Genomic DNA, 12,665 nt, shown 5'->3' on the forward strand with positions numbered 1-12,665 from the left:
GCGCACAACCTGACAACCGTGCCCAAACTCTGCCCGCGCTGTGATCCACGCCAACGACTTGCCACCATCACTCGGACCGGCACGCCCAGGCCAGCGCATCCTCCAACCGGTCATTACCCCAGAACATCTCATCGCCGACAAGCAAGGTGGGCGCACCGAAGATGCCGCGCTCAGCGGCCTGCTCGGTCTGCCGGCGCAAGGCCAGCTTGTTAGCCGGCGCCAGCGCCGCGTCGATCAGCTGGGCAGCGGGCAGATCGAGCGCAGAGAGGATATCGACGATCACCTCTGGCTGACCGATATCGCGGTCCTCGCCGAAATTGGCCCGCATCGCCGCCCGGGCGAAATCGGCAATCCAGGGCTGATCCTGCCCGAGCCTGGCCACACGGGCCGCGAGCAGGCCGTTGCGCGGAAACTGACTGGGCAGGTGGAAGGGGATGTCGTACTTGGCCGCCAACCGCGCCATGTCCCGCCACATGTAGCGCCCCTTGGGCGGATAGATATTGAAGGGCGAATCGTTCCAGCCCAGACTCAGGAACACCGGGCCGAGCAGAAAAGGGCGCCAGTGCAGCGTCACGCCCGCGGCACGCGCAGCGGATTCAACGCGCATCACGGCGAGGTAAGAATAGGAACTGGCGAACTCGAACCAGATCTCGACAGGCTGTGGGGCACTCATGGGCGCGGCGTCTCCTTGAAGAATTCACATAGCGTGGCCACCGCCTCGGCCAAGGCTTTGTCAGACCACGCTTATCCGCAGGATAGTCCGAGCCGACCGCCAGCACATCCTCGCCGCGGCAGCCGCCGCCTGCCATCATCATCGCTGGCCGGCGTGCGCTGCCGGCTGCCCCCTTGCGATTCGCGGGGGCACGGCCGGCCGTCGCGCAATCAATGCTGCGGCAGCGACCGCATGTACTGTCGCACGGCGCAACTGGCGCGGCTGCTCCAGCGCGGATCAAACAAGCCGACCAGCCACCGCCCGATCGAGGGGCGCTGCGTTGGCGCCGCGCGGCGGGTGATCAACACCTCGGCGCCGTCACTGGCGGTCATCACCGTCGCGGTCGGCAAATCCAGCACCACGGACTGTCCCGGTGCGAGCAAGACATCGCGATGATCGCCGTACTGGGTGATCCACACGCCGCCGGCCTGACAGCTGACTTCGGCGTAAGCCATCTGCGCCAGCACCAGGGTGGTGCGCGGGGTCAGGGTGACGGTTTCGCATGCAATAATTTCAGCCATGATGGCATCCTCCGGTAATCGCCCGCCGGCCGCGGATACGGTGGCGGGTTGATCAAAGTATCGTCAGCAGCTAGGCTGTGGACAAACGGTCAATTTGCATCACATGGATGCGAATAACGCATGGATAGCTCACTCCTCCGACTGCCCCCGCTCGATCCGCTACGCGGCTTTCTTGCCGCCGCACGTCATCTGTCTTTCACCTTGGCGGCGGAAGAACTGTGCTTGAGCCAGTCGGCCATCAGCCGCCAGGTCCAGACCCTGGAAGCGGCGCTCGGCGTAAAGTTGTTCGTCCGCGCCACGCGCAGCCTGGCGCTCACCGAGGCGGGGCGTCGACTCGCCGTCGGCGCCGAGGGCTGGCTGACCGACTATGGCCGTCTGGCCACGCGGCTCAAGCAACCGGCGCGGCCGACGGTCAATATCACCGCCAGCGTGGGCATCTCGGCGCTGTGGCTGGTGCCGCAACTGCGCGACTTCCAAAGCGCCCATCCCGAAATCGACGTACGCATCTCGACCACCAACCGGGTCATCGACCTGACCCACGAGGACATCGACCTGGCGCTGCGCTACTGCGCCGACCGGGATGCCCCCAAGACCAGCTGGCGGCTGTTCGGCGACACGCTTTTGCCGGTAGCGCATCCGTCGATCGGCAGCGATCTGGTACTCGACGCGCAGTCCCTGCCCAATCAGGTGCTGCTCGATTTCGATGGCGGCGGCCATGCCTGGTTGAGCTGGACACCCTGGCTCGCGGCCGAGGGCCTGGACGATATTCAGCCCCGCAGCTGCCTGCGCTTCAGCCACTACGACCAGCTCATTCACGCCGCCCTCGCCGGCCAGGGGCTGGCCATCGGTCGCATGGAAATGCTCGAACCGCTGCTGCGCGAAGGCCGCCTGGTGCCGGTCGGCATCAACCGCCGAGCCATCGAGGGGCGCGGCATCTGGCTGATTCCCGCCCCCGGCCCGATGCGGCCCGAAGTCGACGTGTTTGCCGCCTGGGTGCGCCGCGTCGCCGGCCAAAGTGCCACCTCGCGCGACACATGAACGCTCATCCGCAACATGTCTGCCAGCGGTGGCCGGCACGCACCGGCTCGGTTAGCATCGACACTTGCATCACCACCGGGGAGCGCCGAGCTTGGCGATCGCACTCAGACGACATCGACGCAGCCTGATCGCATTGCTCTGCCTGCTCGGCTGCGCGCCGCTGCTTGCACGAACGCCGGCACGTATCGACCAGCGCACCTATCCGGTGGATCTCGCCAACGCCACCGACTTGCGTCGCTCCCTCTCCGCGGCCTCGCCCATCCGCGAAGGCGGCCGGGTCTATCACGGCTACACCCGCTGGTTCGTGCGCTGGCGCAGCGTCTGGCGGGTCGATAACGGCCTGTGCCGCATGCAACGCGTAAGCACCGAGGTGGACATCGAATTCACCCTGCCAAAGGCCACCCGTCTGCCGCACGATCACGCATCGCAACAGCGCTACACCGATTACCTGAAAGCCCTGCGCACCCACGAGCAAGGCCACGCCGACGTTGCCATGCAGGCCGCCCAACAGATCAAACGGGCGCTGATGGCCGTCCCGCCGCAGCCCGACTGCGACCAGCTCTCGGCGACCGCCAACGCGCGCGGTCATGCCATCATTGAGCAGGCTCGCGCAAACGAGCGCGCCTACGACGACCGCACCGGCCACGGCCGCACCCAGGGCGCCTTTCTCGACTAACGCCCGCCCAAGGACCTGCCCATGACCCCCTGGATTCACGACGCCCTGCGCAAGATCGACGCCGACTACCAACGCTCGGCCGACACCCACCTGATCCCGCTGACGGTGCCGTCCATTGCGCCGATCCAGCTCTATCTCAAGGATGAGTCGACGCACCCCACCGGCAGCCTCAAGCATCGGCTGGCGCGCTCGCTGTTTTTGTACGGGCTGTGCAATGGCTGGATTCGCGAGGGCACCACCATCGTCGAGGCCTCCTCGGGCAGCACCGCGGTGTCCGAAGCCTATTTCGCCCGCCTGCTTGGCCTGCCCTTCGTTGCGGTCATGCCGGCGACCACCTCGCAGAAGAAGATCGACCAGATCACCTTCTATGGCGGTCAGTGCCATCTGGTCACCACCCGCGACATCTACGCCGAAGCGGCGCAGCTGGCGGCGGCCAGGGGCGGGCACTACATGGACCAGTTCACCTACGCCGAGCGCGTCACCGACTGGCGCGGCAACAACAATATCGCCGAATCCATCTTTGCCCAGATGGCCGCCGAACCCGATCCCATTCCACGCTGGGTGGTGGTCAGCGCCGGCACCGGCGGCACCTCGGCCACCATTGGCCGCTTCCTGCGCTACAAGCGCTTCCATACCGAGCTGTGCGTTGCCGACCCCGAAAACTCGGTCTTTTACGACCATTTTCTCGACCCCAGCACCTCACCCACGCTGGCGGTCGGCTCACGCATCGAAGGCATCGGCCGACCACGGGTCGAGCCGTCCTTCAACCCCTCGGTGGTCGATCTGATGATCAAGGTACCCGATGCGGCCAGTCTGGCCACCATCCACCTGCTCGAAACCCTGCTCCAGCGCAAGGCCGGCGGCTCGACCGGCACCAACCTCTACGCCGCCTTTCAGCTGTGCGCACGCATGAAAGCGGCGGGCGAGACCGGCAGCGTGGTGACCATGCTGTGCGACGCGGGCGAGCGCTACCTCGACACCTATTACAACCCCGAGTGGATCGCCCGTCAGGGCCTGGACCTGGCGCCCTACAACGCCAGGCTGGAGCACTTCATGACGACGGGCGAGCTGGATTAGGACGCCGCGGCGGGCTTCTTGAGCGCCACCAGGGTGAGCCCGCCCAGCACCAGGCCCCAGAAGGCCGAGCCGATACCGAACAAGCTCATGCCCGAGGCCGTGGCCAGAAACGTCACCAAGGCCGCCTCGCGGGTGTCATCCGCTTTCACCGCCAGCGACAAGGCATTGCCGATGGTGCCCAGCAAGGCCAGCCCGGCCACCGCCAGCACCAACTCCTTCGGGAAGGCCGCAAACAATGCGCCGATCGTCGCGCCAAACACCCCCAGCAGCACCGCAAACATGCCCGAAAAGATCGCCGCGAGATAACGTCTCGCGGGGTCTTCGTCGGCCTCCGGGCCCATGCAGATCGCCGCGGTGATGGCGGCCAGGTTGATCGCAAAGCCACCAAACGGCGCCAGCACCAGCGTGGCCACGCCGGTGGTGGTGATCAGCGGCGAGATCGGCGGGTGATAGCCCGCTGCACGCATCACCGCAACGCCCGGAATGTTCTGCGAGGCCATGGTCACGATGAACAGCGGCAGCCCAACGCCGATCAGCGTCTGCCAGTTGAAGGCCGGCGTCACCCACACCGGCGTACTCACCGCCAGCTGCACCGTATCCAGATGCAGCGCGCCGGTGATGGCGGCAATGGCGGTGCCGATCGCCAGCACCATCAAGATCACATAGCGCGGCCACCACCGTTTGAACACCAGATAGGCCGCGAGCATCGCCATCACCAGCCAGAAGTTCGTCGTCAGTGACACGAACACATCCATGCCGAAACGCAGCAACACCCCCGCCAGCATCGCCGCCGCCAGCGCGATTGGCAGGCGGTGCATGGCGCGCTCGAACCAGCCGGTCACACCAAACAGCGTGATCAACGCGCCACAAAACACAAAGGCGCCCATCACCTCGGCCATCGGCACGCCGCTCAGACTGCCCACCAGCAAAGCCGCGCCCGGCGTGGACCAGGCCGTCACCACCGGCACCTTGTAGCGCCACGACAGCAGGATCGTGGTCAGCCCCATGCCGACCGCCAGCGCGCCAATCCATGACGACACCTGCGCCGGGGTGGCACCCGCCTGCTCGGCCGCCTGAAAGATCAGCACCGCCGAACTGGTGAAGCCGATCAACACGGTGACAAAGCCGGTCACCAGCGCCGACAATGAAAAAAACGGGCGTGCAAATGTGCTCATAAGGCCTGCCTGAAAAGAACCTCGACAAGCATACGACAGCACCCCGCGCCGAAACAGCACACTTCGCTCGCCGAATTCCAGGCCGCCGTCGCCCACGCAAGACCGCACAGGGCTAAAATTCACCCACTCTTCGCCGTAAACCTCTGACATGCCTTCACGCCAACCCCAGATCGCGCCCATCGCTCGTTCTCGCCCATTGCTGACGCTTGTCACCATGCTTTCACTCAGCGGCTGCGCCTCCATTCAAAACGCAGTCGACACAGTCAAGGCCAAGCTCCCGGCACCCGCCGAACAAACTGACGTGTCCGACACCGACACCACCACCGAAACGGCCCCTGTCCAGGCGCCGGCCAAACGCCCCATCAAACCGGTTCGCAAGCCGGCAGCGCCACCTCCCGCGCCAACCCCCTCACCCCCGCCCCCCGCACCGGCCACGCCCGCACCGGTCACGCGCCTAGCGTCGCGACCGACCATCGCCGGCCCGGCCTGGCTCGCCAAGTGCGCCACTCTCCAAAGCGCCGGAGGCGCGGTCCGCTGCGACGCCGACAGCCTGCTCGCCCGCCCCTCGGCCACGGTTCAGGTGTTCACCCGCGACCCGGCACTGGCGGTCAAAACCAGTGGCGGCGACATCACCCTGCGCCCCGGCCTGCCCCACCGTTACCGCTTCTTCGTATTGCCCTGAACGCGCCGGCCATTTGGCGGTGCGCTCATCCGGGCTAGAATGGCGTTTTGAATTCACGCTCGCAGCGGAGCCCTGCCATGACTTACAAGGTATTCATCGACGGCCGTCACGGCACCACCGGCCTGAAAATCGACGAGCGGCTCGCCCTGCGCGACGATGTCGAGATCCTCACCATCCCCGACGCCCAGCGCAAGGACGCCACGGTCAAGGCCGAGTACATCAACAGCGCCGATGTGGTCTTCCTGTGCCTGCCCGACGCGGCGTCGAAAGAATCGGTATCGCTGCTCAAGCCCGACAACACCCGCACCCGCTTCCTCGACGCCAGCACCGCCCACCGCACGAATCCGGACTGGGTGTATGGCCTGCCGGAACTCAACCCCGGCCACCGCGAGCGCGTGCGCACCGCGCAGAAAGTCGCCGTACCCGGCTGCCACGCCAGCGGCTTCATCATGCTCATGCATCCGCTGGTCGCCGCCGGCATCGTGCCGGCCGACTACCCGGCCACCACCTACTCGATCACCGGCTACAGCGGCGGCGGCAAGGAAATGATCGCCAGCTATGAAGACGCCGGCGAACTGGGCGACGCCATGCGCAGCCCGCGCTTCTACGCGCTCGGCCTGGCCCACAAGCACCTGCCCGAAATGCAGACCCTCACCGGCCTGGCCAACAAACCCTTGTTCACGCCGATTGTCGGCAACTTCGCGCAGGGCATGGTGGTCGCCGTGCCGCTGCTGCCGCGCCTGCTCAATCAGCCGGTCAGCGCCGCCGACGTGCAGCACTACTTCGCCGAGTACTACGCGGGCGAGACCTTCATCAAGGTCATGCCGGCCGACGCCACGCCGCTGCTCGACAACGGTTTCCTGCCGGCCACCGCCTGCAACGACACCAACCGCGCCGAGATCTTCGTCTTCGGCCATGGCGAACAGATCCTGCTCGCCGCGCGCTTCGACAACCTCGGCAAGGGCGCCTCGGGCGCCGCCATCCAGTGCATGAACCTGATGCTCGGAGTGGACGAAGCGACCGGGCTGGCGGTGTAAGCGATCCCGCGCCCCGTCAACGAACCCGGCCTACGTGCCGGGTTCTTTTTTGCCTGCCGCCGGTGCTCACTCCTTGTTGCTGCGCCGGATCGACAGCAGCAGCCATACGCCGCCAATAACCGCGCCGAGAAAGCCGAGCAGCGCATAAGTCGACAGCCCGGCCAGCAGACCGTCGCCGGCCACGGTCATGACGATCGAGGTGCCGATGATCAATGCCGCGGTGACGATGCCGACGGTCAGCCGGCTCACCGCGCGGTCGATGCGATCGCCGAAGTGCTTGAGCGGCAGCACCTCGACCTCCACCCGCAGCTTGCCGCGCTTGGCCGCGCGCAACAACTGGCTGAGATCCTGCGGCAGGCCGGTCAGCAGGTCGGCCGCGCCCCGCGCCGCACGCCAGCCGCGTCGGGCCAGCGCCGCCGGCGACTGGTGGGCGATCATGGTGCGTTCGAGGTAGGGCGCCGCTTCGCCGGCCATGTCGAAGTCCGGGTCGAGCTGCCGGCCCATGCCTTCGAGCGAGATGAAGGCCTTGATCAGCAAGGCCAGATCGGCCGGCAGGGTCAGGCGGTTATCGCGCAGGATGGCCACCAGGTCGGCCAGCATGCCGCTCAGGCTGAGGCGCTTGAGCGGCACGCCCTTGTACTGATCGACAAAGGTGTCGATCTCGTTGTGCAGTCGCGCCGGGTCGGTGTCGGCGCCGAGGTCCTCGCTATCGCGCCAGTCGAGCAGGATGTTGGCGACGGTCTCCGAGTCACCGGAGACCAGGCCGTGCATCAAGCTCGCCACCTCGTAGCGGCGCGCTTCGGAGAGCCGCCCGACCATGCCGAAATCGATGAAGGCGATGCGGTTGCCCGGCAGGTAGAAGACATTGCCCGGGTGCGGGTCGGCATGGAAGAAGCCATCCTCCAGCGTCATCTTCAGCACCGCCTCGGCGCCACGCCGGGCCAGCTGCCGGCGGTCCAGCCCGGTGGCGTCGACCGCGGCCAGGTTGCGCCCCGGAATACCGGCGATGTAGTCCTGCACATTGAGCCGCTCGCCGCTCCACTGCCAGTGGATGGCCGGGATCACAATGTCCGCGTGATCGGCGAAGTGCGACCGGATGCGTTCGGCACTGCGCCCCTCGGCGGCAAAATCGAGCTCACGGCGCAGCGACACGGCGAACTCGCGCACCACGGCCTGCGGGTGGTAGCGGTGCAGCTCGGGCATGTCGGCGTCGATGATCTCCGCCAGCCGGGTCAGCAGCCGCAAATCGGCCTCGACGGTCGGGCGGATGCCCGGGCGGCGTACCTTGAGCACCACCTCGCGACCATCATGCAGCGTGGCGCGATACACCTGCGCCAGCGAGGCGGCGGCCAGCGGTTCGGTGTTGAGTTCGGCAAAGGCGGTTTCAGGCGCCTCGCCGAGGTCTTCGGTGAGCTGGGCGCGCACCGCCTCGAAAGGCACGGCCGGGGCGGCATCCTGCAGCTTGCTCAGCTCGTCGATCCACTCCGGGGCGAACAGGTCTACCCGGGTGGCGAGGATCTGGCCGAGCTTGACGAAGGTCGGGCCGAGATCTTCGAGCGCACGGCGGGCCCGCGCTGCCGGCTCGAGTCGGGCAAACTCGTCGGGCACCTGCCAGTGCAAGACCTTGCCGGCCTTGCCCAGCGCGTCGGCCATGCCGAGCCGGCGCACCATGTCGCCAAAGCCGTAACGGATCAGCACGCCGGCAATGTCCTGCGCGCGCGACAGATCGCGCGCCGCGCCCACCGCTTGCCAGAACATCAGGCGTCGCGGTCCGGCGCTTGCAGGCGATCGGCCACACCTTTCAAAAAGCCGGCGGCAATCCCGGCCAGCAGCGCGCCTTGCTGACGCAGGGTGTGTGCCCCGGCCTGCATCTGCTCCTGGGTCATGTCCGACATCGCCTGCGCCAGCTGCGACACCGCCCCCTTCACCCGACCGCCAACCGCCGTGCCGCTGCTGCGGGCATGCTCGACGAGGCTGTGCAGCGTGTCGCGCACATGGCCGGACGACTGCCGGGCCGCGTCGCCGAGGGTTTCGATGAACAGCTTTTCGAGCGAGCCGAGGTCGTCCAGCGACTGTTTGAGACTCTGCTTCGAGAACTCGCTGCTGCGGCTGGCCGCCTCCTGCATCGCCAGCGTGGTGGCCTCGGCGGCCGAGGCCAGCGCATCGTCGAGGCCCGCCATGGCCTCACGCAGCGCGTCGGCGTTACGCGGGTCGGGGCGTTCCACGCCCTGCTTCGCGCCGCGCACCACCGCATCCATCACCGATTTGAGCGCCGCGCTGTCGAGCTGACCTTCCGACAACACCTTGAGCGTGATCTGCCGCACCCGCGCCGACACATCGGCCACCTCGTCTGTGACGGCGGCTTCGACATCGCGTGCAATCTTGTCCGTATCCTGCATCATGACTCCCTCCGCTTGTGGTCGAAATACGTGATATCAGCAAGCGCGCCACGGCCGGTCCGAGACCGCGCCCAAGCTCATTTACAGCATATCAGCGCCTGCCGATAGACGGACCCGCGCCGCGGCAAACGGTCGCTCAGGGCGCTCACAACGCCGCCAACCGCACACTCAGAAACTCGCGCAGCTGCTGCACCACCGGACTGAGCTGACGACGGTCTGCGCAAAGCAGATTAAGCGGCGCCGACTCGCCCAGCCAGTCCTGGCACACCGCCACCAGCCGACCGGCGTGCAGATCGGTCTCGACATCGAGTCGCGATTTGTAGGCCAGACCCCAGCCGCCCAGCGCCCAGCGCCGTACCACGTCGCCATCGTCGGACACACGATCGCCACGCACCGCCACCGACGTCTCCTGCCCGTCGCGGAAGAAGCGCCAGCGGTCATGAACCGCATCACCCAGCAGGTAACACAAGCAGTTGTGATCGACGAGTTGGGCGGGCGCCGTCGGCGTGCCATAACGCACCAGGTAGTCCGGCGAAGCGCACAGCACACGCCGGTTGTCCGGCAGCAAGGGCAGGGCGACCAGGCTGGAGTCAGGCAAGCTGCCGTAGCGAATGGCCAGATCCACCGGCTGGCGATAGACATCCGCCAGACGATCCGACACCTGCAGACGCAGTTCGACCTGCGGATGCGCTGACTGAAACGCATCCAGCCAGGGTAACAACACGTTGCGACCCAGATCCGACGGCAGCGACAGCTGCAACACACCGCGCACCACGCTGCGCCCCGAGGCCAGTGCCTCGCGCCCATCCGCCAGCAAATCCAGGGCCTGCCGACAATGCAGCAAGAACACCTCACCCTCCGCCGTCAGCCGCTGACTCCGCGTCGAGCGCACGAACAAGGCCGCCTGCAACGTGGCCTCCAGCCGCTTGAGTGCCGCACTGGCGGCAGCCGGGGTGAGATCCAGCCGTCGCGCCGCGGCCGAGAGGCTGCCAAGCTCGGCGGTGCGGACAAAGATTTCCAGATCCTGCAAACCCTTCATTTTCAAAAATCTCTATCAAATAAATCAAACAGCCAATGGTTTTTCAATTGTCTCGCAGGCTTGATGATAGCGACATGCTGTCAGCACGGCAGCCCTGTTCGAAAAACAAGGAAAACCCGCCCATGCTCGCGCCCGCCCTGTTCTCGCCACTCCGTCACCGCGGTCTGACCCTGCCCAACCGTATCGTGATGGCGCCGATGACCCGCAGCCGCGCCGCGCAGCCGGGCGACATCCCGACCGCGCTGATGGCCGAGTACTACGCCCAGCGCGCCGGCGCCGGCTTGATCATCAGCGAAGCCTCGCAGATCTCCCGCCAGGGCCAGGGCTACAGCCACACGCCGGGTATCTACAACACGGCGCAGATCAACGGCTGGCGGAAAGTCACCGAAGCGGTGCATGCCGCGGGCGGGCGCATGGTGCTGCAGCTGTGGCATGTGGGGCGGATGTCGCACCCGGTCTTTCACGACGGCGCGCTGCCGGTGGCGCCCTCGGCGCTGGCGCCCGACGCCCAGGTGTGGGTGGTGGGCAGCGACGGTATCGGCCGCATGGTCGATTGCCCCACGCCACGCGCGCTGGAGACGGCGGAGATAGCCGACATCGTCGAGGACTACCGGCGCGCCGCGGGCAACGCCATGGCCGCCGGCTTCGACGGGGTGGAAATCCACGCCGCCAACGGCTATCTGATCGACCAGTTCCTGCGCACCACCTCAAACCACCGCCGCGATGCCTACGGCGGCAGCACCGACAATCGCCTGCGCTTTCTCGACGACGTCGTGCAGGCGGTCACCGACGAAGCGGGGGCGGCGCGCACCGGCGTGCGGCTGGCGCCCTTCATCACGGCGCGCGGCATGGCCTGCCCCGAGATCATCGACACCATTCTGGCGGCAGCGGCCCGGCTCGACGCGCTGGGCGTGGGCTACCTGCACCTGTCCGAAGCGGACTGGGACGACGCCCCGCAGATCCCCGACGACTTTCGCCACGCCCTGCGCGCGCGCTTCGACAGCACGCTGATCGTCGCCGGCCGCTACGACGCCGACCGGGCCCAGGCCGTGCTGGCCTCGGGGCTGGCCGACGCCGTCGCCTTTGGCCGCCCCTTCATCGCCAACCCGGATCTGCCGGCCCGGCTCGCCCACGGCACCGCGCTGGCCGATTTCGATCCCGGCACGCTATTCGGCGGCGACGCCCGCGGCTACGCCGACTACCCGCGCCAACACCCCGCGACCGCCAACGTGGCCGGCGCCTGCGCTTGACTGCCCCTCTCAGGAACCCAACCCATGAAAGCCATCGCCTACCAACAGACCCTACCCATCGACCACGCCGACGCCCTGCAGGACATCACCCTGCCTGACCCGGTGGCCACCGGTCGCGACCTGCTGGTCGAGATCAAGGCCATCTCGGTCAACCCGGTCGACACCAAGATCCGCCAGAACGTGGCGCCCGAGGCTGGCCAGTGGAAGGTCCTGGGCTGGGACGCGGCCGGCGTGGTCCGTGCCGTCGGCCCCGAGGTGACACACTTCAAGGTCGGTGACCGGGTGTGGTACGCCGGCGACCTGACCCGCGCCGGCACCAACGCCGAGCTGCATCTGGTCGATGAACGCATCGTCGGCCGCATGCCGGACAGTCTCGACTTCGCCCAGGCCGCGGCGCTGCCGCTGACCGCCATCACCGCCTGGGAGATGCTGTTCGACCGCCTGCAACTGGTGCCAGGCAAGCAGGCCGCCCCGACGCAATTGTTGATCATCGGCGCCGCCGGCGGGGTCGGCTCGATCATGACCCAGCTCGCCCGCCAGCTCACCGACGTGACCGTCATCGGCACCGCCTCACGCCCCGAAACGCAAGACTGGGTGCGCGAACTCGGCGCCCATCACGTCATCGACCACCGCCAGCCGCTGGCCGAAGAAGTCGCCCGCCTCGGCCTCGGCCCGATCAGCCATGTGGTGAGCCTGAATCAGACCGAGCAGCACTTCGCGCAGATCGCCGAGCTGATCGCCCCACAGGGCCGCTTCGGCCTGATCGACGATCCGCTAGACCTCGACATCAAGCTGCTCAAGCGCAAGAGCGTGTCGCTGCACTGGGAGTTCATGTACACCCGATCGATGTTCCAGACCGCCGACATGATTGCCCAGCACCGCCTGCTGAGCGAGATGGCCTCGCTGGTCGACAGCGGTCGCCTGCGCAGCACAGTGGGCGAGCACTTTGGCACCATCAACGCTGCCAACCTCAAGCGCGCCCATGCCCTGCTGGAGACCAACACCGCACGCGGCAAGATCATTCTGGAAGGCTTCTAAACGTAGAAACGCCCGCGCCGG

The 12,665-nt window shown here is 67.1% G+C and carries 13 protein-coding genes; 7 read left to right on the forward strand and 6 right to left on the reverse strand.

Annotation, left to right across the window (positions count from 1 at the left end):
* Window positions 1-67: 67 nt before the first annotated feature.
* On the reverse strand, window positions 68-673 hold the full coding sequence (locus FHP91_RS04270; RefSeq protein WP_144308399.1) for a 2-hydroxychromene-2-carboxylate isomerase: 606 nt from the start codon (window positions 671-673) through the stop codon (window positions 68-70).
* 209 nt (window positions 674-882) lie between these two features.
* On the reverse strand, window positions 883-1,233 hold the full coding sequence (locus FHP91_RS04275; protein WP_144308400.1) for a DUF2917 domain-containing protein: 351 nt from the start codon (window positions 1,231-1,233) through the stop codon (window positions 883-885).
* Between the two features lie 120 nt (window positions 1,234-1,353).
* Between FHP91_RS04275 and FHP91_RS04280 the strand changes: the two genes are divergently transcribed.
* From FHP91_RS04280 to FHP91_RS04290, 3 genes are all read left to right on the forward strand, one after another.
* Entirely contained in the window at window positions 1,354-2,271 is a 918-nt protein-coding gene (locus FHP91_RS04280) for a LysR substrate-binding domain-containing protein (protein ID WP_144308401.1), read from the forward strand.
* A 91-nt stretch (window positions 2,272-2,362) separates the two neighbouring features.
* Window positions 2,363-2,947: a DUF922 domain-containing protein gene (locus tag FHP91_RS04285; RefSeq protein ID WP_186301438.1), complete on the forward strand. Its 585-nt coding sequence runs from the start codon at window positions 2,363-2,365 to the stop codon at window positions 2,945-2,947.
* Window positions 2,948-2,968: 21 nt separating this feature from the next.
* Complete coding sequence (locus FHP91_RS04290; protein ID WP_144308403.1) at window positions 2,969-4,024, forward strand: PLP-dependent cysteine synthase family protein; 1,056 nt, start codon at window positions 2,969-2,971, stop codon at window positions 4,022-4,024.
* Here the strand turns inward: FHP91_RS04290 and FHP91_RS04295 are convergent.
* Complete coding sequence (locus tag FHP91_RS04295; RefSeq protein WP_144308404.1) at window positions 4,021-5,199, reverse strand: benzoate/H(+) symporter BenE family transporter; 1,179 nt, start codon at window positions 5,197-5,199, stop codon at window positions 4,021-4,023. The genes FHP91_RS04290 and FHP91_RS04295 overlap by 4 nt on opposite strands.
* A gap of 214 nt (window positions 5,200-5,413) precedes the next feature.
* On the opposite strand from FHP91_RS04295, the gene FHP91_RS04300 reads away from it, so the two are divergent.
* Together FHP91_RS04300 and argC are read left to right on the forward strand one after the other, a co-directional pair.
* Window positions 5,414-5,881 (forward strand): hypothetical protein, encoded by a 468-nt coding sequence (locus FHP91_RS04300; RefSeq protein WP_144308405.1) that lies wholly within the window; start codon window positions 5,414-5,416, stop codon window positions 5,879-5,881.
* A gap of 77 nt (window positions 5,882-5,958) precedes the next feature.
* On the forward strand, window positions 5,959-6,918 hold the full coding sequence (gene argC, locus FHP91_RS04305) for an N-acetyl-gamma-glutamyl-phosphate reductase (RefSeq protein WP_144308406.1): 960 nt from the start codon (window positions 5,959-5,961) through the stop codon (window positions 6,916-6,918).
* 66 nt (window positions 6,919-6,984) lie between these two features.
* Here the strand turns inward: argC and FHP91_RS04310 are convergent, their stop codons facing one another.
* From FHP91_RS04310 to FHP91_RS04320, 3 genes are all read right to left on the reverse strand, one after another.
* Entirely contained in the window at window positions 6,985-8,676 is a 1,692-nt protein-coding gene (locus tag FHP91_RS04310) for an ABC1 kinase family protein (RefSeq protein ID WP_144308407.1), read from the reverse strand.
* Window positions 8,676-9,320 (reverse strand): DUF6781 family protein, encoded by a 645-nt coding sequence (locus tag FHP91_RS04315; RefSeq protein ID WP_144308408.1) that lies wholly within the window; start codon window positions 9,318-9,320, stop codon window positions 8,676-8,678. The genes FHP91_RS04310 and FHP91_RS04315 overlap by 1 nt, the downstream gene beginning before the upstream one ends.
* 142 nt (window positions 9,321-9,462) lie before the next feature.
* A complete protein-coding gene (locus FHP91_RS04320) occupies window positions 9,463-10,356 on the reverse strand; it encodes a LysR family transcriptional regulator (protein WP_144308409.1) in 894 nt (297 codons plus the stop codon).
* A gap of 122 nt (window positions 10,357-10,478) precedes the next feature.
* Here FHP91_RS04320 and FHP91_RS04325 point away from each other — a divergent pair, with 122 nt between their 5' ends.
* Both FHP91_RS04325 and FHP91_RS04330 read left to right on the forward strand, forming a co-directional pair.
* Complete coding sequence (locus FHP91_RS04325) at window positions 10,479-11,606, forward strand: alkene reductase (protein WP_144308410.1); 1,128 nt, start codon at window positions 10,479-10,481, stop codon at window positions 11,604-11,606.
* A gap of 24 nt (window positions 11,607-11,630) precedes the next feature.
* Entirely contained in the window at window positions 11,631-12,644 is a 1,014-nt protein-coding gene (locus FHP91_RS04330) for a zinc-binding alcohol dehydrogenase family protein (protein WP_144308411.1), read from the forward strand.
* Window positions 12,645-12,665: the final 21 nt, after the last annotated feature.

The organism is Denitromonas halophila (assembly GCF_007625155.1).
Classification (GTDB): domain Bacteria; phylum Pseudomonadota; class Gammaproteobacteria; order Burkholderiales; family Rhodocyclaceae; genus Nitrogeniibacter; species Nitrogeniibacter halophilus.

Coding starts and splice junctions, on each gene's coding strand:
- FHP91_RS04280 (WP_144308401.1), top strand. CDS start 1,354: ATGGATAGCTCACTCCTCCGACTGCCCCCGCTCGATCCGCTACGCGGC.
- FHP91_RS04330 (WP_144308411.1), top strand. CDS start 11,631: ATGAAAGCCATCGCCTACCAACAGACCCTACCCATCGACCACGCCGAC.
- FHP91_RS04310 (WP_144308407.1), bottom strand. CDS start 8,676: ATGTTCTGGCAAGCGGTGGGCGCGGCGCGCGATCTGTCGCGCGCGCAG.
- FHP91_RS04320 (WP_144308409.1), bottom strand. CDS start 10,356: ATGAAGGGTTTGCAGGATCTGGAAATCTTTGTCCGCACCGCCGAGCTT.
- FHP91_RS04275 (WP_144308400.1), bottom strand. CDS start 1,233: ATGGCTGAAATTATTGCATGCGAAACCGTCACCCTGACCCCGCGCACC.
- FHP91_RS04315 (WP_144308408.1), bottom strand. CDS start 9,320: ATGATGCAGGATACGGACAAGATTGCACGCGATGTCGAAGCCGCCGTC.
- argC (WP_144308406.1), top strand. CDS start 5,959: ATGACTTACAAGGTATTCATCGACGGCCGTCACGGCACCACCGGCCTG.
- FHP91_RS04295 (WP_144308404.1), bottom strand. CDS start 5,199: ATGAGCACATTTGCACGCCCGTTTTTTTCATTGTCGGCGCTGGTGACC.
- FHP91_RS04270 (WP_144308399.1), bottom strand. CDS start 673: ATGAGTGCCCCACAGCCTGTCGAGATCTGGTTCGAGTTCGCCAGTTCC.
- FHP91_RS04300 (WP_144308405.1), top strand. CDS start 5,414: ATGCTTTCACTCAGCGGCTGCGCCTCCATTCAAAACGCAGTCGACACA.
- FHP91_RS04325 (WP_144308410.1), top strand. CDS start 10,479: ATGCTCGCGCCCGCCCTGTTCTCGCCACTCCGTCACCGCGGTCTGACC.
- FHP91_RS04290 (WP_144308403.1), top strand. CDS start 2,969: ATGACCCCCTGGATTCACGACGCCCTGCGCAAGATCGACGCCGACTAC.